Annotated in this window: 23 protein-coding genes; 22 read left to right on the forward strand and 1 reads right to left on the reverse strand. The window is 58.2% G+C overall.

Translation table 11 applies throughout. The annotated features are described in order from the left end of the window. Positions 1-20: 20 nt before the first annotated feature. From FB555_RS02110 to FB555_RS02200, 19 genes are all read left to right on the forward strand, one after another. Positions 21-1,619: a Mur ligase family protein gene (locus FB555_RS02110; RefSeq protein WP_182483774.1), complete on the forward strand. Its 1,599-nt coding sequence runs from the start codon at positions 21-23 to the stop codon at positions 1,617-1,619. Continuing rightward, positions 1,612-3,027 carry a UDP-N-acetylmuramoyl-tripeptide--D-alanyl-D-alanine ligase gene (locus FB555_RS02115; protein ID WP_182483775.1) on the forward strand — a complete coding sequence of 472 codons (1,416 nt, stop codon included), beginning with the start codon at positions 1,612-1,614 and terminating at the stop codon, positions 3,025-3,027. Before FB555_RS02110 ends, FB555_RS02115 begins: the two co-directional genes overlap by 8 nt. Then, the gene (gene mraY / locus FB555_RS02120; RefSeq protein WP_182483776.1) at positions 3,024-4,118 is read left to right on the forward strand and encodes a phospho-N-acetylmuramoyl-pentapeptide-transferase; all 1,095 of its coding nucleotides are present in this window, start codon (positions 3,024-3,026) and stop codon (positions 4,116-4,118) included. Before FB555_RS02115 ends, mraY begins: the two co-directional genes overlap by 4 nt. 13 nt (positions 4,119-4,131) lie before the next feature. After that, entirely contained in the window at positions 4,132-5,631 is a 1,500-nt protein-coding gene (gene murD, locus FB555_RS02125; RefSeq protein WP_182483777.1) for a UDP-N-acetylmuramoyl-L-alanine--D-glutamate ligase, read from the forward strand. Further along, complete coding sequence (locus FB555_RS02130; protein WP_281362534.1) at positions 5,609-6,841, forward strand: peptidoglycan glycosyltransferase FtsW; 1,233 nt, start codon at positions 5,609-5,611, stop codon at positions 6,839-6,841. Before murD ends, FB555_RS02130 begins: the two co-directional genes overlap by 23 nt. Further along, positions 6,841-7,932, forward strand: a complete 1,092-nt coding sequence (locus FB555_RS02135) for a UDP-N-acetylglucosamine--N-acetylmuramyl-(pentapeptide) pyrophosphoryl-undecaprenol N-acetylglucosamine transferase (RefSeq protein ID WP_182483779.1) — start codon at positions 6,841-6,843, stop codon at positions 7,930-7,932. Before FB555_RS02130 ends, FB555_RS02135 begins: the two co-directional genes overlap by 1 nt. A gap of 57 nt (positions 7,933-7,989) precedes the next feature. Continuing rightward, positions 7,990-9,414: a UDP-N-acetylmuramate--L-alanine ligase gene (murC, locus tag FB555_RS02140; RefSeq protein ID WP_182483780.1), complete on the forward strand. Its 1,425-nt coding sequence runs from the start codon at positions 7,990-7,992 to the stop codon at positions 9,412-9,414. Beyond that, positions 9,415-10,344 (forward strand): cell division protein FtsQ/DivIB, encoded by a 930-nt coding sequence (locus FB555_RS11065; protein ID WP_182483781.1) that lies wholly within the window; start codon positions 9,415-9,417, stop codon positions 10,342-10,344. Between the two features lie 146 nt (positions 10,345-10,490). After that, the gene (gene ftsZ / locus FB555_RS02150; protein WP_182483782.1) at positions 10,491-11,669 is read left to right on the forward strand and encodes a cell division protein FtsZ; all 1,179 of its coding nucleotides are present in this window, start codon (positions 10,491-10,493) and stop codon (positions 11,667-11,669) included. A gap of 1 nt (position 11,670) precedes the next feature. Continuing rightward, the gene (locus FB555_RS02155; RefSeq protein ID WP_182483783.1) at positions 11,671-12,339 is read left to right on the forward strand and encodes a YggS family pyridoxal phosphate-dependent enzyme; all 669 of its coding nucleotides are present in this window, start codon (positions 11,671-11,673) and stop codon (positions 12,337-12,339) included. A 36-nt stretch (positions 12,340-12,375) separates the two neighbouring features. After that, positions 12,376-12,831 carry a cell division protein SepF gene (locus tag FB555_RS02160; protein WP_182483784.1) on the forward strand — a complete coding sequence of 152 codons (456 nt, stop codon included), beginning with the start codon at positions 12,376-12,378 and terminating at the stop codon, positions 12,829-12,831. A 27-nt stretch (positions 12,832-12,858) separates the two neighbouring features. Further along, positions 12,859-13,176, forward strand: a complete 318-nt coding sequence (locus FB555_RS02165) for a YggT family protein (protein WP_343046377.1) — start codon at positions 12,859-12,861, stop codon at positions 13,174-13,176. A gap of 93 nt (positions 13,177-13,269) precedes the next feature. Further along, on the forward strand, positions 13,270-13,872 hold the full coding sequence (locus tag FB555_RS02170) for a DivIVA domain-containing protein (protein ID WP_182483785.1): 603 nt from the start codon (positions 13,270-13,272) through the stop codon (positions 13,870-13,872). Continuing rightward, positions 13,873-14,415 (forward strand): signal peptidase II, encoded by a 543-nt coding sequence (lspA, locus tag FB555_RS02175; protein WP_343046378.1) that lies wholly within the window; start codon positions 13,873-13,875, stop codon positions 14,413-14,415. A 5-nt stretch (positions 14,416-14,420) separates the two neighbouring features. Continuing rightward, positions 14,421-15,338 carry an RluA family pseudouridine synthase gene (locus tag FB555_RS02180; RefSeq protein WP_182483786.1) on the forward strand — a complete coding sequence of 306 codons (918 nt, stop codon included), beginning with the start codon at positions 14,421-14,423 and terminating at the stop codon, positions 15,336-15,338. A 55-nt stretch (positions 15,339-15,393) separates the two neighbouring features. Then, positions 15,394-18,906 carry a DNA polymerase III subunit alpha gene (gene dnaE / locus FB555_RS02185; RefSeq protein WP_182483787.1) on the forward strand — a complete coding sequence of 1,171 codons (3,513 nt, stop codon included), beginning with the start codon at positions 15,394-15,396 and terminating at the stop codon, positions 18,904-18,906. Between the two features lie 35 nt (positions 18,907-18,941). Continuing rightward, complete coding sequence (gene hisD / locus FB555_RS02190) at positions 18,942-20,258, forward strand: histidinol dehydrogenase (protein ID WP_182483788.1); 1,317 nt, start codon at positions 18,942-18,944, stop codon at positions 20,256-20,258. 13 nt (positions 20,259-20,271) lie between these two features. Continuing rightward, the gene (gene nrdR / locus FB555_RS02195; RefSeq protein ID WP_182483789.1) at positions 20,272-20,754 is read left to right on the forward strand and encodes a transcriptional regulator NrdR; all 483 of its coding nucleotides are present in this window, start codon (positions 20,272-20,274) and stop codon (positions 20,752-20,754) included. Between the two features lie 44 nt (positions 20,755-20,798). Beyond that, positions 20,799-21,833 (forward strand): quinone-dependent dihydroorotate dehydrogenase, encoded by a 1,035-nt coding sequence (locus FB555_RS02200; RefSeq protein WP_182484261.1) that lies wholly within the window; start codon positions 20,799-20,801, stop codon positions 21,831-21,833. Here the strand turns inward: FB555_RS02200 and FB555_RS02205 are convergent. Beyond that, positions 21,830-22,447, reverse strand: a complete 618-nt coding sequence (locus FB555_RS02205) for a DUF3043 domain-containing protein (protein ID WP_182483790.1) — start codon at positions 22,445-22,447, stop codon at positions 21,830-21,832. The genes FB555_RS02200 and FB555_RS02205 overlap by 4 nt on opposite strands. On the opposite strand from FB555_RS02205, the gene FB555_RS02210 reads away from it, so the two are divergent. The 3 genes from FB555_RS02210 to ctaC all read left to right on the forward strand — a co-directional run bounded on the left by FB555_RS02210 (position 22,446) and on the right by ctaC (position 25,292). Further along, positions 22,446-23,834 (forward strand): M20/M25/M40 family metallo-hydrolase, encoded by a 1,389-nt coding sequence (locus tag FB555_RS02210; RefSeq protein ID WP_182483791.1) that lies wholly within the window; start codon positions 22,446-22,448, stop codon positions 23,832-23,834. The two genes, FB555_RS02205 and FB555_RS02210, sit on opposite strands and share 2 nt — an antisense overlap. Positions 23,835-23,912: 78 nt before the next feature. Continuing rightward, the gene (locus FB555_RS02215) at positions 23,913-24,269 is read left to right on the forward strand and encodes a HesB/IscA family protein (protein ID WP_182483792.1); all 357 of its coding nucleotides are present in this window, start codon (positions 23,913-23,915) and stop codon (positions 24,267-24,269) included. Between the two features lie 135 nt (positions 24,270-24,404). Then, the gene (gene ctaC / locus FB555_RS02220; protein ID WP_182483793.1) at positions 24,405-25,292 is read left to right on the forward strand and encodes an aa3-type cytochrome oxidase subunit II; all 888 of its coding nucleotides are present in this window, start codon (positions 24,405-24,407) and stop codon (positions 25,290-25,292) included. Positions 25,293-25,296 lie beyond the last annotated feature (4 nt).

Raw genomic sequence — 25,296 nt, forward strand, 5'->3', positions numbered from 1 at the left:
CATGAAGGGAGGTGTTTGAGATGGCCGAATCAGTGTTGTCTTTGCGTCCGCAGCACCCCCGTTCACGGTCCCTTGAGGCACTCCGTGAGACGTTTTCTCTAAGTTCCAGTGACGCTGGCGGGGGAACGGTCTCGGGGATCGAGATCAAGGGAATCACGATGGCGACCGGAGAGGTCGGCCACGGCGACATCTTTGTCGGCCTAGCGGGAAAACGTGTTCACGGTGCAAGCTACGCCGCAGCGGCAATCGATGCCGGCGCGGTCGCCATCATCACGGACGATGCGGGTGTTGAGGCGATCGCCGCTCCTGATCTTGAGACAATTGCCGAACGCGGAATCCCCATATTGGTGACAGATCGCGTTCGCGAAGTTCTCGGAGAACTTGCGGCGTGGGTGTATCGCACTGCTGAGGAAGCGCCGCTGACCTTGGGCGTGACGGGCACCAACGGCAAGACAAGCGTGGTTTACCTTCTCTCCGCTGTGCTCGAGCAGCTGGGGGTAAAGAGCGGATTGAGTTCCACCGCGGAACGACGGATCGGCGCGACCGCCACGGTCAGCCACCTCACGACCCCCGAAGCAACCGAACTTCATGCCCTCCTCGCGCGAATGAAAGAGGATGAGGTTCGGGCCGTTGCTATTGAAGTATCCGCTCAGGCACTCACGCAACACCGCGTCGATGGAATCTTTTTTGATGTCGTTGGATTTGCCAATCTGAGCCACGATCACCTCGACGATTACGAAACCTATGACGCGTATTTTGCGGCCAAGGCGCAGCTATTCACGCACGAGCGTGCGGCGCGTGGGGTCGTCACCGTCGATACCCCATGGGGGGTGAAGCTCGCTGCGCAGGCTAAGATTCCCGTCACGACGTTAGCGACCGACCCGAGAATTGCTGCCGACTGGCGGGTGACGATAACGGGGGAGACCCCGCGCAGCACGTCTTTTACACTTTCATCGTCGTCGGGTGCGAACGTCAGCGTCTCGGTTCCGCTTCTTGGCCAGTTCATGGCCGCCAACGCCGCTCTCGCCATTGTGATGCTGGTGGAGGGCGGATTCCCTCTTGCTGACATTGCCGCAGCACTCGAGCGCGATGGGGGAATCACCGTTTATATCCCCGGACGTGCGGAGATCGTCTCGGGATCGACAGGGCCAATTTTCTACGTTGACTACGCGCATACCCCGGATGCCTTCGCGAGCATCTTGGCTTCTCTTCGCCGTGTGATCACCGGAAAAATTGTGATGGTTTTTGGGGCGGACGGCGACCGGGACAAAACGAAGCGTGAAGACATGGGCAAAATAGCAGCGCTCGGGGCCGACGTCGTTGTTATTACTGATTTTCACCCGCGAACCGAAGACCCTGCGACCATCAGGGCCCAACTTCTGACCGGTGCGCGGAGTGCGGGCGCCGCCAGTGATCTGTACGAAGTTGCTGACCCCACCCAGGCGGTTCGCTTTGCGCTCACGCTCGTGGGTGAGGGAGATGCTGTTTTGTACGCCGGCCCGGGCCACGAAGACTACCGGGAGGTTGCCGGGCAACATGTGGCGTACGACGCCAGAGACGATGTGCGCCATGCCCTTCGGGACGCTGGCTGGGTGGATGCGAAGACCGTGAATGATTGATCTCACTCTGGCTGAAATTGCCCACATTGTGGGTGGCACGCTCATGGGAGGAGACGCCTCCACGGTCGTGTCTGGGCTGACCGACACCGACTCTCGCCTGATTGCACCGGGGGACATCTTCGTCGCTAAGCCCGGTGAAGAAACGGATGGTCACCTCTTTGTTCCTGCTGCCGTTGCCAACGGAGCGGCGCTGGTGATTGTTGAGCAGGAGGTCGTCGGTGAGGGAGATTTGCCACTCGCGGTACCGCAGATTGTCGTGCGCGACACGGTGGTGGCGTTGGGGGCACTGGCTAAAGAAGTCGTGGCTCGCGTGCGCGCACTCGGCGGACTCCGAGTCGTCGGCATAACGGGCTCCAACGGTAAGACGACGACAAAGAACCTCGTTGCCGCCATGTGTGGCAGGGCGGGCATCACAGTTTCGCCGCGCGACTCGTTCAACAACGAGGTCGGGGCACCCTTGACCATGTTGAAAGTCACTCAGGACACCGAGTTTTTGATCCTTGAATTAGGAGCTAGTGGCATCGGTCACATTTCTTTGCTAACGGATATGGTGCATCCGGACATTGCCGTTGTCCTGATGGTCGGCTTGGCCCATGCCGGTGAATTTGGTGGCGTCGAGGCCACGGTCACGGCCAAATCAGAGCTTGTCACAGCACTGCCCCCAACGGGCATCGCAATTTTGAATGCGGATGACGCGCGCGTGATGTCCATGCGCTCACGGGCGCCCGGGGCGGTTGTGACCTTCGGCTTCTCTGCGCGGGCGCAGGTGCGTGCAACGGATGTTGAAGCTTCCCTCGCGGGCACCAGCTTTGTGCTGCACGTGCCCGATTCGGAGCCTGTGGGCGTGCACTTTCAGGTTCTTGGTGAGCACCACGTGATGAACGCTCTGGCTGCGGCCGCGGTGGGGCGGGCTTTGGGCTTCTCGACCGCCCTTATTGTTGACGCTCTCGAGTCGGTTCAGCGCGCCGAGCATTGGCGCATGGAGGTCATGGGGGGTAACGGTGTCACGGTCATCAACGATGCGTACAACGCGAGTCCCGACTCCATGGCAGCGGCACTTAAGACGCTCGTTCTCGTAGCAGGACCACACAACCGCACCATTGCGGTGTTGGGCGAAATGGCGGAACTGGGTGAATTCTCCGGCGAAGAGCACGACCGCATTGCTCTTCTCATCGTGCGCCTGAACATCGACGAATTAGTTGTCGTGGGGGCCGGGGCGCGCCGGCTTCACATTTCTGCCATCAACGAGGGCTCGTGGGATGGCGAGTCGAAGTTCTTCGAGACGCAAGATGAGGCCTACGATTACCTTTCGGGCCTACTTGCCGTGGACGACATCGTTCTCGTCAAGTCATCCAACGCCGCTAACCTTCGTTTTCTCGGTGACCGAATAGGAGAGTTGTACGCATGAGCACTCTCCTCCTTGCTGGAGCAATTTCCCTCGTCTTTACGCTCTTCATGACGCCCGTTTTCATCCGCCTCTTCCGTGCGGTGGGCTGGGGACAATTCATTCGTGAAGATGGCCCCAAAGAACATCACCTGAAGAAGGGCACGCCCACCATGGGCGGCATTGTCGTCATCCTGGGTGTCGTTATCGCCTACTTCGGTGCGGTCTGGATAACGGGCGCGATCGTTGAAATATCATCCCTTCTCGTCATTTTCCTGATGGTGGGTCTTGGGCTTGTAGGGTTCATCGACGATTTTATTAAGACGCACAAGCAGAGAAGTCTCGGCCTCGGCGGAGTTTCCAAAATCATTGGCCAGGTAGTCGTCGCTGTTGCCTTTGCCCTCCTGGTCATCAGCTTTCCCGACGAGACGGGCAAGACCCCTGGCTCCACGCGTATTTCGTTCCTCCGCAATACCTCCATCGACTTCCTGCAACTGGGTCTCGTTGCCGGAATTATTGTCTTCTGCCTGTGGATTGTCTTGATCGTCACCGCTACCTCCAACGCCGTGAATGTGACGGATGGATTGGATGGTCTGGCAACGGGGGCTTCGATTTTTGCGATCGGCTCCTTTGTCATCATCAATTTTTGGCAGTTCAATCAGTCGTGCTACAGCCTGCGTCTCGACCCCGCCGTGCAATACAAGTGCTACGACGTGCGGGATCCCCTTGACCTCGCCATTGTGGCGGCAGCCATCGTGGGCGGCCTGATTGGGTTCCTCTGGTGGAACACGTCCCCGGCGCAGATTTTCTTGGGCGACACCGGTTCGCTGGCTCTCGGTGGAGCATTAGCGGCTCTCGCCATTCTCAGCCAGACCCAACTTCTTCTTATTATTCTTGCGGGACTCTTTGTCGTTGACACCGGTTCGGTCATTGTGCAGAGGGCGTATTTCAAGATCACTCACGGAAAACGAATCTTCCTGATGAGTCCCATCCATCACCATTTCGAGCTCAAGGGATGGGCGGAAGTCACCATTGTGGTTCGTTTTTGGATTATTTCTGGGCTCTGTGTGGCGGCTGGAGTAGGACTGTTCTACTTCGAGTGGCTGTCGAAATAGGCGGTTGAGCTTCGTGAGTGAATCGCCCCGTCTTGACATTCTGACGAGTTGGCATGCGCCGTGGTTAGGCGTGCGCGCCGCCGTCCTGGGACTCGGTGTGACGGGTTTTGCCGTTGCCGATACGTTGGCCGAGCTGCATGCCAACGTGTTGGTTGTTGCGGCCGGGGCCGATGACTTACGGATCCGGATGTGTGACGTTATTGGTGTCCCCTTCGTTCAGGAAACTTCGGGCGCGCTGGTTCCGAGCGAGCTCGTCGAATTTGCTCCCGAGGTGATTGTTGTTTCTCCGGGTTATCACCCGGACCATCCGATTCTGTTGTGGGCGAAGAAACAGGGCATTCCTGTCTGGGGCGACATTGAACTCGCCTGGCGCCTACGAGACAAGGTTGGAGTGCCGGCACCATGGATTCTCGTCACGGGAACCAACGGCAAGACGACAACGGTGCAGCTCACCGCCGCCATGCTGGCTACAGCGGGCTTTCGCGTGGCGCCATGTGGAAACATCGGCGTCCCCGTTTTAGACGCGGTGCGGGACCCGCAAGGCTTCGACGTCTTCGTCGTGGAGCTTTCCAGTTATCAACTGCACTACATGAGTGAGATTTGGCCGCATTCTGCCGTGTGCTTGAACGTGGCCGATGACCACCTTGATTGGCATGGTTCTTTTGATGCCTATGTCGCAGCTAAAGCGAAGGTCTACAACAACGTTTCGGTGGCGTGTGTCTATAACAAGGCAGACGCCCGCACCGAGATGATGGTGGAAGCTGCCGACGTCGTCGAGGGGGCACGGGCCATCGGATTTGGCCTCGGAGTTCCCGGGCGAAGCGACCTTGGGGTCGTTGACGGAATTCTGTGCGACCGCGCGTTTATCGAGGATCGGCACAACACCGCGACGGAACTAACCACGCTCACGGAGCTGCATGATCAGGGACTTGCCGCCCCCCACATTGTGGCCAATATTCTGGCGGCCACCGCGCTGGCCCGAGCTTTTGGGGCTTCTGGCGAAGATATCCGGGAAGCCCTGCATTCTTTTCGCCTGGACGCGCACCGCAATGAGGTCGTCGCCGAGATAAACGACGTGACGTGGATCGATGATTCCAAGGCCACGAATCCGCATGCTGCGGATGCCTCTCTTGCCGCGAATCAGTCGATCGTATGGATCGTGGGTGGATTATTGAAGGGTGTAGACATTGATGCGCTCGTTGCAAAGCACGTGAATCGCTTGCGCGGAGCGGTCATCATCGGCCAGGACCGGACCGCGCTTTCGGCAGCATTCGAGCGACACGCGCCGACCCTGCCGGTCGCACAGGTGAGCGCAGAAGAAAATAGGGACGTAATGATTCATGCGGTGAATCTTGCCGCTGATATGGTGCAGGCCGGGGACGTTGTCCTATTGGCGCCGGCGGCGGCATCGATGGATCAATTCACAGATTATGCGGAACGCGGTCGGCTCTTTGCGCAGGCCGTTCGAGACAGGGTTGGAGGTGAGGCGGATGAGTCATCCGCCTCGCACTAGTTCTCGCCGGAGTTCGCGCACCGGTTCTCGGGGCCAGGTCACGCCCCCGCCGTCAAGCTCCTCCGTGGATTCGTTTCTGACGGCGCGCATAAATCTCGGCAAGGTCTTTCGAGCTGATTCCCCAGATTTTTTCCTCCTGTTGGGGTTGACCATCGTCCTCACTATCATGGGCCTGCTCATGGTCCTCTCGGCATCTTCGGTTGATTCATTTCTCCAAAATGGGCAGTTCTTCGGGGCTTTCGGCCGCCAAGCGGCATTCGCGGCCATCGGTCTTCCCGTCATGATGGTGCTGAGTCAGTTGCCGCTCGTGTTCTGGCGCAAATGGGCACTGGCGATTTTGGTGATTGGCTCAATTGCGCAGCTTCTCGTCTTTACTCCGCTGGGGTATGAGTCGGGCGGAAACCGAAACTGGATCAACATTGCTGGCTTCACAGCCCAACCCTCTGAATTCTTGAAACTGGCGATCGTTATTTGGCTGGGCGTTGCGCTCCCGGTCAGCATCCGTCGAAACGGCGCGGCGAATTGGAAAGTTCTTCTCACTCTGGTGCCGGCGCTGATTCCCATCGGCCTGGTGCTGTTGGGAGGCGATCTCGGCACCGTCATCATCATGGGAATGATCACCATTGGCGCGATTTTCTTCGCCGGGGTTAAGCTTCGAATTATCTTGATTCCTGTCGCCCTCGGGGCAGCGATGGTCGGAGTTATGGCCGTTACGAGTCCCAATCGCATGGCCCGCATTTTCAGTTTCTTGAGCGAAAACTGCATCGACTACACAAATTCCTGCTGGCAGCCCCTTCATGGAAAATGGGCTTTGGCCGGGGGCGGAATATTTGGCGTGGGACTCGGCAATTCGAAAGCGAAATGGTCCTGGCTCCCGGCGGCGGATAACGATTATATTTTTGCCATCATCGGTGAAGAGTTGGGGCTCATCGGAGCTGCTCTCGTCTTGGTCCTCTTCGTCTTGTTGGCCGTTGCCTTCACGCGCATCATCAAGAAGGCAAATGACCCCATGGTCCGCATCGTAACGGGCGGCATCATGGTCTGGATCGTTGGCCAGGCATTCGTCAATATTGGTGTCGTCCTGGGGGTGTTCCCCGTCTTGGGGGTGCCGCTCCCTTTGCTCTCCAGCGGTGGTACAGCATTGATCGCTTCTCTGCTGGCCATCGGCGTCGTCCTCTCCTTTACGCGCGCGCCGTCTACGTTTAAGTAATGACGTCGTATCTGCTGGCCGGTGGTGGTACCGCTGGCCACATTAATCCTCTCCTGGCCATAGCCGACGAGTTGCGGCGCCGTGATCCGGAGGCCGCCATCGTTGTCGTCGGCACTGCCGAGGGTCTTGAGGCCAAACTTGTGCCAGAACGCGGTTATGAACTGGTAACGATCCCGCGATTGCCTTTTCCGCGTCGCCCCAATCTGGCCGCCGTTCGCTTCGTTTCGCGGTGGCGGGGGACGGTACACAGCATCGAAAAACTGATCGCTGATCGAGGCATCGACTGCGTCATCGGCGTGGGGGGATTTGCTTCGGCGCCCGCCTATGTTGCGGCCCGGAGAACGGGAACACCCCTGGTGATCCACGAAGCCAACGCCCGACCGGGACTTGCCAATCGACTGGGGGCCCGGAATACCCTTTTCGTCGGTGTCGCCTTCGCGGAAACGCCCTTGCCCCACGCCACCGTGGTCGGTATGCCCCTCCGACGCGAAATTGAGGGCCTTGACGTTGCGGCGCAACGCGAGGATGCCCGCGTCAGTTTTGGATTGGAGCCAGCACGGCCCACACTCGTGATTACGAGCGGTTCCCAAGGGGCACGCAGCATCAACGAGACGATAGCCGCGGCGGTCCCGCTAGTGATCGGGGCGGGTTACCAAATCCTGCACATCGTTGGCGTCAATGCACCCGCGACGTTACCTGTGGCTCGCGGGTATGTGTCGCTACCGTACTGTGATCGCATGGAAGCGGCCCTTGCCGCCGCGACGCTGGTTGTGTCGCGGGCGGGATCCGCCACGGTGTCGGAGCTGTCGGCACTGGGAATCCCCGCCGTGTATGTTCCGTATCCTGTGGGCAATGGCGAGCAACGCTTCAATGCCGCCGGGGTTGTGCGTGCCGGTGGAGGAATATTGGTCTCCGACCGGGAGTTCACTCCGGAGTGGGTGCGGGACAACCTGATTCCCCTGTTGCGCAATGAGGCAAAGATTGTTCAGATGGGTGCGGCGGCGAAAGCAACGGGTGTGCGTGACGGCACCGCTCGCATGGTCAATCTGGTTGAACTGGCCCTGTCGCACCGAGCATCCTCGGCTTTGTAGGTTATAAAGAAGGTTGGCACTTCGAGTTGTTTATGCCTGCCAGAAAAGAGTTGCGCCGTGATAAAGCCAGAGTCAACAGTATTGGCCCCCGAAACCTTGGGCACAGTGCACTTTGTGGGCATCGGTGGCTCTGGTATGAGCGGCATCGCCCGACTCTTTGTTGACGCCGGACTCACCGTCACCGGCTCGGACATTCGCGAGTCCCATGCCGTTAGCCAAATGCGCGACCTCGGTATTCCCGTGGCGATCGGGCATGATGCGGCCAACCTCGGCGATGCCGACACGGTCGTCGTCACCGGGGCGCTGTGGGAGAACAATCCTGAGTATCTCCTGGCCCGCGAGAAGAATTTACCCATCCTGCATCGATCGCGCGCACTGGAATGGCTGACGCGGGGGCATCGCCTCATCTCCGTTGCGGGTGCGCATGGCAAGACCACGTCGACCGGAATGATCGTGACGGGGTTACGTGAATGTGGTGAAGATCCCAGCTTCGTCAACGGCGGCGTCATCCAGTCCTATGGGGTGAGCGCTGATTCAGGCTCGGGGGACCTCTTCGTCGTCGAGGCCGATGAGTCAGACGGGTCTTTCCTGCTCTACAACACCGCCATAGCGGTCATCACAAATGTCGATGCCGATCATCTCGATCACTATGGAACCAGGGAAGCCTTCGATCAAGCGTTTGTCGATTTTGCCAATGCTGCAACCGACCTTGTTGTGATCTCGAGTGACGACCCCGGCGCCGTGGGTGTGACCCAGCACATTAGGGGACCTCGAGTTCTCACGTTCGGTGAATCCAGCATGGCGGATGTTCGGCTCAGCGTCATCGACACCTCCGGGGGACCGGTCCGAATCGTCATCGAATATGCGGGTGGTCGCTACGAGGGCACTCTGCTGGTGCCGGGGCATCACAATGCCCTCAATGCGGCGGGCGCGTTCGCTGCACTGGTGGGAGTGGGGATTGACCCCGCGGCGGCGCTGGCGGGTATTGCGCGATTTGGCGGTACCGAGCGTCGGTTTGAACTGCATGACACCGTGCGCGAGGTGAGCGTCTTTGACGACTACGCGCACCACCATACGGAGGTCAACGCGGTCCTGCGTGCTGCCCGAACGGTGGTTGGGGCGGGGCGATTGATTGCCGTGCATCAGCCCCACCTCTACAGTCGTACCCAGCTCTTTGCTGCGGAATTTGCCCACACGCTGGAAAATGATGCGGATCTCACGATTGTTCTTGATGTCTACGGCGCTCGTGAAGATCCCATCCAAGGTGTGACCGGGGCTCTTGTGTCCGATCACTTTAGTGACCCCAACAAAGTAGCTTGCATCTCGGATTGGCAGGATGCAGCCGACGCCGTAGCGGCGATGGCTCAGCCGGGTGACTTCGTGATTACGCTCGGGTGCGGAGATGTTTATCGCATCATTCCTCAGATTCTGGCGGCCCTGGAATCGACCCCAGCTTCGACAATCTCGAAGGTGTCGAATTAGGTGAAGAGACCTCCGCAGGAACCGGTCACTCCCAAACGGGTTGAGCCAGCACCTCGGGTGCCCAATCCCCGCAATATCCGCCTCGCGGCAAGGCAGTCGGCCCCGTCGGAGAAGACATCCCGGATCAGGGCAGCTCGTAACGCGCGTGAACCCGACGACGCCTCTATTGCTCGAAAGCGCCTCCGGGAAGCGAGCAAAGCTCGCAAGCTATTTGAACGGGAAGAAGTTCGGCGCTTTACTGCGCACATTCGACGTCGCCGGATTATCTGGTTGAGTGGTCTCGGGGCTTTTGCTTCCTTGATGGTGTTCGTCGCCGTCGGAGTCTTCACGCCGGTGATGGCGCTGCAAGAAATAACCGTGGTCGGGGCATCTCGTGTTCCGATTGCGCAGATTCAGATGGCACTTCAGTCGGAAATCGGCAAGCCCCTGCCCCTAGTGAACTTCGGCGCGATAAAAGATGCCGTTGCCGCGCAGCCGTTGATTCGAAGTTATTCAACGGAGTCTTTGCCGCCGCACACCTTGCTGATTCGAATTGTTGAGCGAACGCCCGTGGGATATCTGACGAGCGACGGGGGATTTACGCTCGTGGATCCTGCTGGCGTTGTCATCGAGAAATCTGCCGAGCGAATAGCCGGCTATCCCCTTTTTGAGGTCACGGGAAACTCCCCGGATTCTCTAGGGTTTCACGCCGGAATTGACGTTCTCAATGCCCTCCCCGCCTCGCTCGCGGGACGCGTTGATCGGGTTATCGCCACGACAACCGATGACGTCGTCATCGTGCTTGCTGATTCCGGCGCACGAGTCTTTTGGGGAGGTCCTGAGAACGCTGCATTGAAATCCAGTGTCCTAGCGGCGCTGATTGCGAGCGCGCCCGTGGGCACGGTCAGTGAATATGACGTTTCCTCGCCGCAGACCGCTGTGGTTCGCTAGCGCGCCCACATTTCATGGTTGTGAGCAACGCGCGTGTCGCTCACGCATTGCCGGGTGCGCGGCCCATAACCTCAAAGCAAGTAAATGCATACTGAGCATAACTTTAATCTTCAAGTAGAAGTTTAGGGTTCCAGTGGAGGCCAAACGTGTCAATGAATCAGAACTACCTCGCCGTCATCAAAGTTGTCGGTGTCGGCGGTGGCGGTGTCAACGCCGTGAACCGCATGATTGAGCTCGGCCTCAAAGGTGTTGAATTTATTGCCATCAACACGGATGCACAGGCTCTGCTTCTGAGCGAGGCAGACGTGAAGCTTGATGTCGGTCGTGAACTCACTCGTGGTCTCGGCGCTGGCGCCGATCCCGAGGTGGGTCGCAAGGCTGCTGAAGACCACGCTGAAGAAATTGAAGAAGCCCTGGCTGGAGCCGACATGGTCTTCGTCACTGCAGGGGAGGGTGGCGGAACCGGAACCGGAGGCGCCCCCGTTGTTGCAAAGATTGCAAAATCCATTGGTGCTCTCACCATCGGTGTTGTCACCAAGCCTTTCAGCTTCGAGGGACGTCGCCGCGCGGCTCAGGCGGACATCGGCGTCGCCCAACTGCGCGCCGAGGTCGACACGCTCATTGTTGTTCCTAACGATCGTCTCTTGGAGATCAGCGACCGCAGCATCAGTGTTCAAGAGGCTTTCACAACGGCTGACCAGGTTCTTCTAGCCGGCGTTCAAGGCATCACTGACCTCATCACCACCCCCGGGCTTATCAACCTCGATTTCGCCGACGTAAAGTCAGTGATGCAGGGTGCTGGTTCGGCCCTTATGGGAATTGGATCGTCGCGCGGCGCTGATCGCGCCATCAAGGCTGCCGAGCTGGCCATTGCCTCACCCCTGCTGGAGGCCAGCATTGACGGCGCCCGCGGCGTCCTCCTCTCGATTCAAGGTGGCTCAAACCTGGGGCTCTTTGAAATCAACGATGCCGCCGCTCTCGTGGGCGAAGCCGTTCACCCGGAGGCCAATATCATCTTCGGTGCCGTCATTGATGACACGCTCGGTGACGAAGTTCGGGTCACCGTCATCGCCGCCGGTTTCGACGGTGGAGAGCCTGCGCACCGACCGGCACCTCGTGCAACGTACAACTCCACGGACACTGGATCGGTCTTGCCGCTGACCGAGACTGTTGTGGTCGAAGAGACCGTCATCACCTCCACTACGGGCGTCTTTTCTGATGATGACTACGTGGCTGTTATGACGACACCGGCCGCCACGACGTCACTGTCCATTGATCCTGCCTTTGCCGACGACGACCTCGATATTCCAGACTTCCTCAAGTAATATGCTCGCTCAGCGACTCGAGAGCGTTCGTGACGGGATCAAGACGGCCTGTGCCACCGCTGGTCGTCCTGCTGACGAGATAACCCTCATCGTGGTGACCAAGTTTCACCCGGTGAGCACGATGCGGGAGCTCTACGCTTTGGGCGTTCGCGATTTTGGTGAAAACCGTCATCAAGAAGCTGAGCGCAAGGCCGAAGAACTCATGGATCTTGAAAAGAGGATTCACTTCATCGGCCAATTGCAGTCCAATAAGGCGGTAGCGGTCCGGCGCTACGCAGATGTTGTTCACTCGGTAGACCGTCCTGGCTTGGTGGCCGCTCTGGGCAAAGCTTCGACGCAAAAACTTGACTGTTTTTTGCAGCTAAATTTGACGGATGATCCAGGGCGCGGGGGAGTTGTGCCGGGTGATTTGGGGGCACTGGCTGAGCTTGCGGCCGCAACGCCCAGCCTTCGGGTGAGGGGCGTCATGGCGGTGGCGCCACTCGAAACGGACCCCCGTGAAGCTTTTGCGCGGGTGCGGGAGTCCTCTGAATTTCTGCGCACAATCATTGCTGAAGCGACAGAGATTTCGGCGGGGATGTCTCATGACTATGTGCACGCAATTGCCGAAGGCGCGACACACCTAAGAATTGGCACGGCAATCACGGGAGAACGTCCTCCAGCAAGTTAATGTCGTCTTAGACGTATAACAAAACTGGAGGTTTCAATGTCCAACCCGCTCAAGAAGACCATGGTCTATCTCGGTCTCGCCGACGAGGACGAATACGAAACCTCCGCTCCCGTGGCGGCCGCACCTCACGCTCACCCGGCTCCGGTCGGCCGTGCCCAAGTCACGCAAATTCGCAAGAACAACGCCTCGAAGCAGCAGGTTGTGAATGACATGAATGAAATCGTGACCGTGCACCCCAAGCAGTACAGCGATGCCAAGGTTATTGCCGAGAACTTTCGCGAGGGTATCCCCGTCATCATGAATCTGTCGCAAATGACCGAAACAGACGCCCGTCGCCTCATTGACTTCGCCTCCGGTCTGTCCCAGGGGCTTTACGGAAAAATCGAGCGCGTGACCAGCAAGGTCTTTCTGCTTTCACCTTCGCACGTCGCCACCACGGGTGATCCCGCTGCCAACACTGCTGAGGTCGACACGACCTTCTTCGGTCAGTAGCATTCGGCGTCTTCGTCGATCTCTCTCGTGAACCCCATTGCTCCCATCATTTGGTGGATTGCTGAGCTTGTTTATCTCGGGCTCCTCGTGTTCGTTTTTGCCATGTGGGGTCGGCTCATCCTTGATTTCGTTCAGGCGTTTGCTCGATCTTGGCGACCGCGGGGAATCATCCTCGTGGTTGTCAATCTCGTGTACACGGTGACAGATCGCCCACTGAAGCAGGTTCGTCGATTCATTAAACCCATTTCTTTTGGGGCCATTGCGCTGGACTTCGGGTGGACCGTCGTCATGCTGGGCGCGATATTTGCGATGTATGTCGTGCGGATTATTCAGGCTCAGGTTTAGTCTTTTTTCGATATCTCCAGCCGACTTTGCTAACGTAGTTAAGTCCCCTTGGGGTGACATAATTTTTTTTGATCGTTACGAAGGTGGCGCAGCATGGCTTTAACGCCCGAAGATGTAGTAAACAAAAGGTTTCAGCAGACCAAATTCCGTGAGGGATATGACCAAGATGAGGTCGACGACTTCCTTGATGAAATCGTTGTTGAACTTCGCCGCTTGACGCAGGAAAACGAAGAACTTCGAGCCAAACTTGATGCCCTCGACGCCCGCCAGGGTGGAACTGCTTCTGTTGCAATTGCGCCGTCTGTTGTCTCAGCGCCGACGCCCGTGGTTGCCGCCGTCGTTGCCCCCACGCCGGTTGCCGCCTCCGAAGATGTTGACACAACCAGCTCCAACAATCTTCTTCAGCTGGCCCGCCGCCTACACGAAGAGCACGTTCGCGAAGGTGTTCAGAAGCGCGATGAGCTCATTGCCGAAGGCCACGAAACGGCAACACGTCTCGTTCTCGAGGCAGAGACCGCTCAGCGCACCGCACTCAAGAAGTTCCAGTCGGAGAAGGCTCAGCTCATCACGGCCATTGACGAGCTCAAGAGCTTTGAAAGCGAATACCGCTCGAAGTTGCACGCCTACATTTCTTCTGAGTTAGCAAACCTCGACGCCATGGCCGAGGGTACTTCCGGATCCTCCGCAAAAGCGTAGGTGTCAATTTCGGAACGTCCCCGCGCTAAATGGGGAGTACTGGTTTTGCTGGGTGTCGCCGCTGTCCTTATCTATGCGGCCGATCAAGCATCAAAGGCGTTCGTTGTGGGCCACCTCGTTGAGGGGCAGGCCGTTTCGGTTTTCGATGACATCTTGGTGTTTCATTTCGTCAGAAATCCCGGGGCGGCATTTTCGCTGGCCTCCGGTTCAACGTGGATTTTTTCGATTCTTGCTGCCGTTGTCACAGCAGCGATCGTCTTTTTTTCCCGAAAAATTAAGTCACTTGCTTGGGCTGTCGTCTTTGGACTGTTGCTCGGCGGCACGCTGGGAAACTTAACGGATCGGCTGACGCGCGAGCCAAGTTTTGGTGAAGGTCACGTTATTGACTTCATTTCAACTCCGTGGATGTTGCCCGCAATCTATAACGTCGCCGATATTGCCATTGTCTCAAGCATGATTCTTTTTGTGTTGCTCACGATCTTTGGCATCAATATCGATGGCACCCGCAACCGCAAAGAAAAAATATCCGAAGAAGTGTTGTAAAAAAAATGGAATCACGTTCATGCTCAGTCCCCGAGGGACTTGACGGGGTTCGCGTTGACGCAGGGATCGCTCGTCTTTTCGGCTTTTCGCGCACGCTGGCCGCAGAAATTGCAGAAGCTGGGGGTGTTGAACTCGACGGCCGCATTCTGGGCAAGTCGGACAAGCTCGTTGGCGATGGCCTTCTCTCCGTTACCTGGCAGCCGAAGGAAGAACCCCGCATCATCCCGATGTTGGTTCCCGACTTTGGGATCGTTTATGACGATGCCGACATTGTCGTCGTCGACAAGCCTGTCGGTGTCGCTGCTCACCCAGCGGCGAGCTGGGAGGGTCCTACGGTTCTTGGCGCCCTTGCAGGGGCCGGCTTCACGATTTCTACCTCCGGAGCCGCCGAGCGCGCCGGAATCGTTCACCGCCTCGACGTTGGCACGAGTGGTCTCATGGTGGTTGCCAAAAGCGAGCTCGCCTACACAAACCTGAAAAAGGCCTTTCACGACCGGCACGTAACCAAGACGTATCACACGGTTGTGCAGGGTCACCCGGATCCGTTGGCTGGCACCATCGATGCTCCCATTGGTCGCCACCCACGATCGGACTGGAAGTTCGCCGTCATCACCGATGGCAAACGTTCCATCACGCACTACAAAACCCTCGAGGCGTTTCGCTCGGCTTCCCTCCTCGAAGTGAACCTTGAGACGGGCCGCACGCATCAAATCCGTGTGCACATGGCTGCTCAACGACACCCCTGCGTCGGCGACACGCTGTACGGGGCCGATCCGACAATTTCGGCACGACTGGGTTTGCAGCGACAGTGGTTGCACGCCCACAAGCTCGGATTCAACCATCCTGCCACGGGAGAGTGGGTTGAGTTCGAAAGTCCCTACCCGGCAGACCTCGAGCACGCCCTCGAAGTGCTCCGCTCCTAGCCCTTGACGCCTTAAGCTAGAGGTTCTTGATAAGCGCAAAAGACCGGAGTGAGACGTGGCGAAAGATAACGATTCGTTCGTTCATCTGCACGTTCATTCCGAATACTCCATGCTCGATGGGGCCGCTCGAGTAAAGCCGCTGATTGAGGCGGCCGTCGCGGCTGACATGCCGGCCATCGCCATCACCGACCACGGCAATATGTTTGGCGCCTACGACTTCTGGAATGCGGCTACCGACGCGGGAATCAAGCCGATTATCGGCACCGAGGCGTACCTCACCCCGGGAACTCATCGTACGGACAAGACTCGGGTGCGCTGGAATGCCGGCGGTGACGATGACGTTTCGGGTTCGGGTTCCTACACGCACATGACCCTGCTGGCGTCCTCGACCGAGGGCATGCACAACCTCTTTCGCATGTCGTCGCTGGCATCTCTTGAGGGTTACTACTTCAAGCCCCGCATGGACCGTGAGCTGCTGCACACCTATGGCAAGGGGCTCATCGCCACGTCGGGGTGTGTCGGTGGTGAGATTCAGACACGCCTCAGAATTGGCCAATACAAAGAGGCTCTCGACGCCGCCGCCGAATTTAGAGACATCTTCGGCAAAGAAAATTTCTTCATCGAGATCATGGACCATGGCCTCGATATCGAACGTCGCGGTATGGCTGACCTCCTCAAGCTGGCCAAAGAACTCGATCTGCCGCTTTTGGCCACCAACGACTTGCACTACACGCACGCTCACGATGCCACGGCGCATGCGGCTTTGCTGTGCGTTCAGTCCGGCTCAACGTTGGACGACCCCAAGCGGTTCAAATTCGACTCCAACGAGTTTTATCTCAAGTCTGCCGCCGAAATGCGCAATGTCTTTCGGGATCATCCGGAATCCTGTGACAACACGTTGCTCATCGCCGAGCGCTGTGAGACGTCATTCGCAAAGCGTGACCTCATGCCGCGCTTTCCGGTGCCCGAGGGCGAGACGGAGGCTTCGTGGTTCTCCAAGGAGGTTGACCTCGGTCTAGCCAAGCGCTTCCCCGACGGTGTGAGTGACAAGCACGTTGCCCAGGCAAAGTACGAGGTCGACGTCATCATCCAGATGGGCTTCCCAGGCTACTTCTTGGTCGTCTCCGACTTCATCGCGTGGGCCAGAGCCCAAGGCATCCGCGTGGGACCTGGTCGTGGATCGGCTGCCGGATCGCTTGCCTCCTACGCCATGGGAATCACCGAACTCGACCCGCTGCACCACGGCCTGATCTTTGAAAGATTCTTGAATCCCGAACGTGTCTCGATGCCCGACGTCGACGTCGACTTCGATGATCGACGCCGTGGCGAGGTTATCCGTTATGTGACTGATAAATATGGTGACGACCGTGTGGCCCAGATCGTCACGTACGGCACAATTAAAGCCAAGCAGGCTCTGAAAGACTCCGCACGCGTTCTGGGCATGCCGTATTCGGTGGGGGAGAAGCTGACCAAGGCGATGCCGCCTTCGATCATGGGTAAGGACATCACGCTTACCGAGATCACCGATCCCAAGGCGCCACGCTATAAGGAGGCTGCCGATTTTCGGGCCATTGTGGACACGGATGCCGACGCGGCCACGGTCTTTGCGACCGCCCGCGGAATCGAGAACCTGAAGCGCCAGTGGGGGGTGCACGCCGCCGGGGTGATCATGTCGGCCGAGCCCCTGATTGACGTCATCCCCATCATGAAGCGCGAAGATGACGGCGCCATCATCACCCAGTTCGACCAGCCGCCGTGCGAGGCTCTCGGGCTGCTGAAAATGGACTTCTTGGGGCTGCGAAACCTCACGGTCATTCAGGATGCCCTCGTCAACATTCAGTACAACCGCGGCATAACGGTCGAGCCAGAGGGCCTCGACCTCGACGCCGACCCGGCCACCTATGATCTTCTCAGCCGCGGCGACACTCTCGGCGTCTTCCAGCTCGATGGTGGCCCCATGCGCGCGCTGCTGCGTCAGCTGAAGCCCACGAGCTTCGAAGACATTTCGGCCGTTATCGCTCTGTACCGCCCGGGCCCCATGGGCATGAACTCGCACACGAACTACGCCCTGCGGAAAAATGGGCTCCAAGATATTGAGGCCATTCATCCCGAGCTTGAGGGCCCTCTTGCGGAGACCCTCGGTACTACCTACGGTCTCATCGTGTACCAAGAGCAAGTCATGGCCGTAGCTCAGAAGGTCGCCGGATTCACGCTCGGCCAAGCCGACGTCCTGCGCCGCGCGATGGGAAAGAAGAAGAAGTCCGAGCTGGATAAGCAGTACGCCGACTTTGAAGCAGGAATGCTTGTCAACGGCTACTCCGCGGCAGCCGTAAAGGTGCTGTGGGACACCCTCATGCCTTTCGCAGATTACGCCTTCAACAAGGCACACTCGGCTGGCTACGGCGTGCTCAGCTACTGGACGGCGTATCTCAAGGCCAACTTCCCGGCCGAATACATGGCGGCACTGCTGACCAGCGTGGGTGACTCCAAAGACAAGCTCGGGATCTACCTCTCCGAGTGCCGCCGCATGGGGATGAAAGTCTTGCCCCCCGACGTGAATGAGTCCGATGGCGTCTTCTCTGCTGTTGGAACGGATATTCGTTTTGGTCTGGGCGCCATCCGAAATGTTGGCTACAACGTCGTGGAATCCATCAAGCTCGCCCGCACCGAGAAGGGCCGCTTCGAGTCATTCCATGACTTCTTGAAGAAGGTTCCCATTCCGGTGGCGAACAAGAAGAATATCGAATCACTTATTAAGGCCGGCGCCTTCGATGCCATGGGCGCCACGCGTCGTGCACTTCTTGAAATTCATGAGGATGCGGTGGAGTCCGCCGTGAGTCTCAAACGTAATGAGGCCCACGGCCAGGTCGACCTTTTTGGTGACATGTTCGAGTTCACACAGGAGCAGAACAACGTTCCCGACCGCCCCGAGTGGAACAAGCGTGACAAGCTCGCTTTTGAACGAGAAATGCTGGGACTTTACGTGTCGGATCACCCGCTGGCGGGGCTCGAACTGCAGCTGGCCAAGCACGCGAGCATCACCATCAACGAACTCACCATGTCCGATCACACGCAAGACTCTGACGTTGTGACGCTCGCTGGCCTTGTTACCGAGGTGCAAAGACGTATTGCCAAGAACTCCGGCAACCAGTACAGCATCATCAAGCTCGAAGATTTTGGTGGCGAAATTGACATCATGATTCTGGGGCGTGTGTACCAAGAATTTGGCCCCACGCTCGAGACAGACCAGGTCTTGGTGGTCAAAGGGCGCGTCAACGTGCGTGATGATGGCCTGAACATTCAGGCCATGAGCATGTTTGTGCCCGATGTCGGGGGAGCGCTCGACAACGGACCGCTTACCCTCACGCTCTCGGAAGCGCGAGCCACAACCAAGACCATCCAGGCACTGTCCGAGGTGTTGCGACGCCATCCGGGCCAAAGCGATGTTCGCTTGCGGCTCACCAAGGGGCTCACAACGCGAATTTTTGAAATTCCCACGCCGGTGATGCTGACGCCAGACCTCTACGGCGAGATCAAGTCACTGCTGGGCCCGGGATGCCTGGGCTAACGTCCGTCCTCGGTCTTCTCTAGACTGGAGAGAACATGATTCGTACGCTCAATCTTCGCGGAAAGCGCCCCTCGCGCTCAGAATTGCTGACCCTCATTCCTCGTAACGCCATTGATGTGGATGCCGCGTCGGCCGTTGCTTCGGACCTCATTGCCGATGTGCGCGAACGTGGCTCTGTGGCCCTGCGTGAGCAAGCTCAGCTGCTCGACCATGTCAGCGAATATGACATTCGCGTTCCCGCTTCGCACTTCGAGGATGCCCTGACCGCGCTCGATCCCGACCTTCTCTCCGCTCTTCAGGAGACGATCGCCCGGGTGCGCTTGGCATCGGCGGCTCAGGTTCCTCCCGCGCACACGACACAGGTAGCTCCCGGCGCCACTGTCATTCAGCGCTGGCAGCCGGTGGAGCGCGTGGGCCTTTACGTGCCCGGCGGCAAGGCTGTCTACCCCTCCAGCGTCATCATGAATGTCGTGCCCGCGCAGGTTGCCGGAGTTGACTCCATTGCATTGGCCTCCCCGCCCCAGCAGTATTTTGGTGGCCGAGTGCACCCCACAATTTTGGCGGCGGCGTCACTGCTTGGCGTGACGGAAGTCTATGCCATGGGCGGCGCCGGGGCTATTGGCGCCTTCGCTTACGGCGTGCCCGATCTTGAACTCGAGCCGGTCAACGTCGTGACAGGCCCCGGTAATCTGTACGTGGCGGCCGCCAAACGACTCGTTCGTGGCGTCGTGGGAATCGACTCTGAGGCAGGACCCACCGAGATTCTCATCATCGCCGACCACACGGCGTCGGCAGACCTTGTGGCGGCTGACCTGATCTCCCAAGCAGAACACGACGAACTTGCGTCAGCTGTTCTTGTGACTGATTCGGCCGATCTCCTTGACGCCGTTCGCGCTGAACTCGAGCGCCAAACATCGACGACAACCCACCGGGAACGTGTCCAGACCGCTTGTGGCGGGGAGCAATCGGCCCTGGTTTTGGTTGATGACCTTGAGGTTGCCACGGATTTCTCAAACGCCTATGGCCCCGAACATCTAGAAATTCAGACCGCGAACCCCCAAGTGGAATTGTCGCGGATCGTGAACGCCGGCGCTGTGTTCTTGGGTGACTTCACCCCGGTCAGCCTTGGCGACTATTCGGCGGGCTCGAACCACGTTCTCCCGACAGCAGGGCAGGCGCTCTTCTCGGCGGGCCTCGGGGCCTACACATTTTTGCGGGCCCAGCAGATTATCCAATACGACAAGGCTGCCTTGGGCGTTGTTGCGGCGGGAATTCGCCGCCTCTCCAATGATGAAGACCTCCCGGCTCACGGCGATGCCGTTGATGCGCGTTTCACCGTGAACAACAACTGAAAGAAGAGCGCGCATGTTTTGCCCTTTCTGTCGCCACTCCGACTCGCGCGTCATCGACTCTCGCACCTCAGACGACGGACTCTCCATCCGCCGTCGCCGTCAGTGTCCCGAGTGTGGCGGTCGCTTCTCTACGACGGAAACGGCGAGTTTAAGCGTGATCAAGCGCTCCGGGGTCATCGAGCCTTTCAGCCGAGAGAAAGTCGTTTCCGGCGTGCGCAAGGCATGCCAAGGGCGTCCGGTGACGGATGCTGACCTCGCCATTTTGGCGCAAAAGGTCGAAGAGACTATTCGTGCCACCGGGGCATCGCAGATCGAAGCCAACGAAATAGGCCTGGCAATTCTTCCGTCGCTACGCGATCTCGACGAGGTTGCCTACCTACGTTTCGCCAGTGTTTATCAAGGTTTTGAGTCACTCGAGGACTTTGAAATGGCGATCGCGGACTTGCGCTTGCAGCATGCTCGCTCACTTTCCGACTCGGCGGATTCGGCGTCATGACCTATGGCGCGTCGTTGACGGCTTCTCAGGTCCGCGGTTCTCGGTTGTACGCCGCCCTCTTCTCATTGGTTCTCTCAAAATTTGACCCGGAAGATGCCCATCACCTCGGGGCCTTGGTCATTCGGGCTGTGGGTAATACGGTTTTTCGCTCGGTCAAAGCTGGTGCCACGCGGGCATCAGTATCCGATCAGGTTCAGACCTTGGGACTTCATTTCGATTCTCCTTTTGGCGTGGCCGCCGGGTTCGATAAGGATGCCACGCTCGTCGCGGGTCTCGGTGCCCTGGGATTCGGGCATATTGAAGTTGGCACGTTGACGGCTGTAGCCCAACCGGGAAACCCGCGACCCCGTCTTTTTCGCCTCGTGAGTGATCGGGCGGTCATCAATCGCATGGGATTCAATAACGGCGGCGCTGCGGCTGCCGTTCCCCGATTAACGAAACTTCGAACACAAAAAAATCGCCCCGTCATTGGTGTGAACATTGGAAAAAGCCGGGTCGTGGCCGTTGAAGATGCGACGGCTGACTATCTCGTTAGTACGCGTCTTTTGGCTCCCGTAGCCGATTACCTGGTTGTGAACGTTTCCTCGCCCAACACTCCAGGGCTCCGGGGTCTGCAGGAGCTCGACCAACTTGAGCCATTGCTGACGGCCGTCAAAGCCGAGTGCGGTTCGACGCCGCTCTTGGTCAAGATATCTCCCGACCTGACAAACGACGAGGTTGTGCGAATCTCTAAACTCGTTGTGCGCCTCGGGCTTGCCGGCATCATCGCAACCAACACAACGCTCTCGCGTGACGGCCTCAACGCGAGCCAAGCGGCCGTTGAGCTCGCCGGTGTGGGCGGACTCTCCGGAGCGCCGCTTGCCGCTCGATCCCTCGAAGTCTTGACCGTGATCCGCACTGTGGTTCCAGCCGAAATGTGTGTTATTTCGGTCGGGGGCGTTGAGAACGCTGCCGATGTGCAGGTTCGTCTTGACGCCGGCGCCACCCTGGTACAGGGCTATACCGCTTTTATTTACCGGGGCCCAACGTGGGCGTGGCAGATAAACCGCGGGCTGGCGCGCATTCGCGCCGTTCGCTAGTTGGGGAACTCGCGGCGCTTGACCTGAGGTTTTGGCAGACGCAATTGACGCATCTGCAGGGTGCGCATTGCGGCGTACCAGCGAACACCGCGCTCCATTTTGCCTTCACCAAACTTTGCGTCGATGCGTCGACGCAAGGACCACGTCGCGAACAAAACGTCGATGATGGCAATGAAGAAGAATCCCCACAGCGTCAAGATGCCCAACTGAGCAATGTTCTGGTCTGGTAGGAAGGTCATGATGATGACCAAAAACATAAAGGGAACCATGAGCTCGCCTACGTTGTAACGAGCGTCAACGTAGTCACGGGCGTAGCGCTTCTGAACGCCACGGTCACGCATGGGAAGGTACTTTTCTTCGCCAGCGGCCATACCGATGCGGGCACGGTTGCGGGCCTCGGCCTGCTGAGCGCGGTATTCCTTTGAGGCACCCTTGCGGTCGGAGGGAACAAGGGGGCGCTGATTCGCCGCTTCTCGTTCCTTTCGGGTGGGGGTCGCGTGTCCCTTGGAAGGCTCGGTGACAGCGTTCTCGTCGGCATTCCTGTCCGTTGAAGATTTTCCCAGTGCCACGTTAGATCCCTTGTTCGTGAAGTACGTCCCTAAGATTACCAACATGAGCCTGAGAACTGCTGACGTAGAAAACGTTGCCAACCTGATCGCCCGTGACCTCGACGCGATCCTTGCCGAATTGGCGTCGCTCGTTCGAATTCCGTCCGTCTCGTGGAACGCGTTTGACCCCACCCAGGTGCAGCGAAGCAGCGAAGCGGTAGCCGCATTAGCGACCGGGCTCAGTTTTTTTGACAGTGTCAGCATCCTGCAAGCGAAGAAAAGTGATGGCACTGGATTGGGGCAACCCGCTGTTGTGGCACGCCGCGATGCCCGGAACGGTCGCCCCACGGTCCTGCTTTACGCGCATCATGACGTACAACCTCCGGGGGCCGATGCAGACTGGCTCACCACACCTTTCGAGCCCGTCATCATCGAGGATCGAATGTTCGGGCGCGGCGCGGCCGACGACAAGGCCGGTGTGATGTCGCATATCGCTTCACTGCGGGTTCTCACCGAACTGTCCGATCAGGTTGATCTCGGAATCGTGCTCTATGTGGAGGGAGAGGAAGAATTTGGTTCGCCGTCGTTTCAAAACTTCCTCAACGACAACCGGGAGGTCTTGGCATCCGACATCATCATCGTTGCGGACTCGGGTAATTGGAGCGAAACGGTTCCCGCCCTCACCGTGAGCCTTCGCGGCAACGTCACGTTCAAGCTCACCGTGCGTACCCTCGACCATGCCGTGCACTCGGGCATGTTTGGTGGCGTCGTTCCGGATGCGATGCTCGCCATGATTCACCTCCTCGCCTCCCTCAACAACGCCGATGGTTCGATTGCTGTGGAAGGACTCGTTTCGAATGCTCCGGAGACTCCGGACTATGACGAGGCACAGTTGCGCCGTGAATCCGGACTTCTCGATGGTGTGAGCCCCCTCGGCACCGGGAGCTACCTGAATCGCATCTGGAATCAGCCGTCGATTACGGTAACGGGCATTGACGCCCCGAATGTGGATAACGCGTCCAATACATTGCTTCCCGAAGTTTCGGTGCGGGTCTCCGTCAGGGTCGCTCCGGGGCAGGCCGCATCAGAAGCAGCTGCTGCGGTGACGGAACATCTCCTCGCGCACGCTCCGTGGGGTGTCGTGCCGGTCATCTCCGACCTGAGCACGGGGGAGCCCTTCTTGGCCGACACCACGGGGACGGCTGCCATTGCCGCGAGAGCCGCCATGACGGATGCCTGGGGCGTGACGCCCGTTGATATGGGGGTTGGTGGATCTATCCCGTTCATCTCGGATTTTGTGGCGATGTTCCCCGAGGCACAAATTCTCGTTACCGGGGTCGAGGACCCTGATTCTCGGGCGCACAGCCCCAATGAGTCTCTTCATATCGGTGCCTTCGAAAAAGCTATTTGCGCGCAAACACTCTTGTTGTTGCGTCTCAATGACGAGCAGTGAATCAGGAATAACCCAGCCTGCTGTGGTGTTCATTACATAGACTATAGACACTGACGAAACATGTTCCGAGGAGTGGAAATGACCGAAACAATCTTGACTGATGTCCGTGCCCACGGTGTGGGTCTTTCTGCTGTGGCCCAAGAAAAGGTTCGGAGCCTGCTTTCTCAGGAGGGGCGCGATGATTTGCGCCTGCGCGTTGCCGTTCAACCCGGTGGCTGTTCAGGGCTCATTTACCAGCTCTACTTTGATGAGCGTGTTCTCGACGGAGATGCTGTTGTCGATTTCGAGGGAGTCGGCGTCGTGGTTGACAAGATGAGCGTTCCCTATCTTGATGGTTCCTCTATCGACTTCGAAGACACGATTCAAAAGCAGGGTTTTACGATCGATAACCCTAATGCCGAGGGCAGCTGTGCCTGTGGAGATTCCTTCCACTAAACGCATCCTTTTCAATGATTTTTGTGAGCGGAAACGGCCCTTGCGAGCACAACATAAAGCGCCCTAAGCGATAAGCTGAGCGGTGACCACACGTAGGTGTTGTGGTTCCCGGCAAGTCTTTGTGAAAGGTCAGCGGTGCGTACTTCTCGTCGTCTCCGATGGGCTGCGATTCCAATCGCGGCAACGTTAGCGTTTGTTCTGGCTGGGTGTACTCAGCAGCAGCTTCAGGGGTATCTCCCTGTTGGTGATGGTGGTGCTGCAACCAACCACGTTGATCGTGTTGTTGGTCTGTGGGTCACCAGTTGGATTGTTCTCCTCGTTGTGGGAGTCATCACCTGGGGCCTCATGATCTGGGCGATGATTGTTTACCGTCGCCGCAAGGGTCAGACGGGCTTCCCCGTTCAGTTGCGTTACAACATGCCGATCGAGATTTTCTTTACGATTGTGCCCCTCATCCTTGTGCTTGGCTTCTTCGCCTTCACCGCTCGTGACCAGGCCATCATCGAAGCGCGTTATGACAACCCCGATGTGACGATTCAGGCCTTTGGCAAGCAGTGGGCCTGGGACTTCAACTACGTAGACCAAAACGTCTACACCTCGGGGATTCAGGTTCAGCCCTCCACCGATCCGACCGCGCCAGTGGGCTCCATCGATCGTTCTTCGATTCCCACGTTGTACCTGCCCGTGGGCAAGACAGTCGAAATCCAGCTCGAAGCTCGCGACGTCATCCATTCTTTCTGGGTCATTGATTTCTTGTACAAGAAAGACTTGATTCCGGGCAAGACCAACTACATGTCATTTATCCCCGAGCGTGAGGGAACGTTCACGGGAAAATGTGCTGAACTCTGCGGTGAATACCACTCGCAGATGCTCTTCGAGGTGAAGGTCGTTTCCGAAGCGGAATACCTCGCCTATACGAAGAAACTTGCATCCGACGGCTTTGTGGGCCAGCTCGGTTCCGAGTACAACCGCAACCAGAATCTTCCGGGCGTTGTAGCGCCTGCTTCCGAGACCGCAAAGTAGAGGC

It is taken from the genome of Alpinimonas psychrophila (assembly GCF_014137865.1).
GTDB classification, from domain to species: domain Bacteria; phylum Actinomycetota; class Actinomycetes; order Actinomycetales; family Microbacteriaceae; genus Alpinimonas; species Alpinimonas psychrophila.

What these genes read in the sequence shown, in the direction of transcription:
- FB555_RS02170 (WP_182483785.1), top strand. Translation starts at nt 13,270, where the DNA reads ATGGCTTTAACGCCCGAAGATGTAGTAAACAAAAGGTTTCAGCAGACC.
- FB555_RS02115 (WP_182483775.1), top strand. Translation starts at nt 1,612, where the DNA reads ATGATTGATCTCACTCTGGCTGAAATTGCCCACATTGTGGGTGGCACG.
- FB555_RS02205 (WP_182483790.1), bottom strand. Translation starts at nt 22,447, where the DNA reads ATGTTGGTAATCTTAGGGACGTACTTCACGAACAAGGGATCTAACGTG.
- FB555_RS02110 (WP_182483774.1), top strand. Translation starts at nt 21, where the DNA reads ATGGCCGAATCAGTGTTGTCTTTGCGTCCGCAGCACCCCCGTTCACGG.
- nrdR (WP_182483789.1), top strand. Translation starts at nt 20,272, where the DNA reads ATGTTTTGCCCTTTCTGTCGCCACTCCGACTCGCGCGTCATCGACTCT.
- FB555_RS02210 (WP_182483791.1), top strand. Translation starts at nt 22,446, where the DNA reads ATGAGCCTGAGAACTGCTGACGTAGAAAACGTTGCCAACCTGATCGCC.
- FB555_RS02155 (WP_182483783.1), top strand. Translation starts at nt 11,671, where the DNA reads ATGCTCGCTCAGCGACTCGAGAGCGTTCGTGACGGGATCAAGACGGCC.
- FB555_RS02215 (WP_182483792.1), top strand. Translation starts at nt 23,913, where the DNA reads ATGACCGAAACAATCTTGACTGATGTCCGTGCCCACGGTGTGGGTCTT.
- FB555_RS02160 (WP_182483784.1), top strand. Translation starts at nt 12,376, where the DNA reads ATGTCCAACCCGCTCAAGAAGACCATGGTCTATCTCGGTCTCGCCGAC.
- FB555_RS02130 (WP_281362534.1), top strand. Translation starts at nt 5,609, where the DNA reads ATGAGTCATCCGCCTCGCACTAGTTCTCGCCGGAGTTCGCGCACCGGT.
- FB555_RS02180 (WP_182483786.1), top strand. Translation starts at nt 14,421, where the DNA reads ATGGAATCACGTTCATGCTCAGTCCCCGAGGGACTTGACGGGGTTCGC.
- FB555_RS02135 (WP_182483779.1), top strand. Translation starts at nt 6,841, where the DNA reads ATGACGTCGTATCTGCTGGCCGGTGGTGGTACCGCTGGCCACATTAAT.
- hisD (WP_182483788.1), top strand. Translation starts at nt 18,942, where the DNA reads ATGATTCGTACGCTCAATCTTCGCGGAAAGCGCCCCTCGCGCTCAGAA.
- mraY (WP_182483776.1), top strand. Translation starts at nt 3,024, where the DNA reads ATGAGCACTCTCCTCCTTGCTGGAGCAATTTCCCTCGTCTTTACGCTC.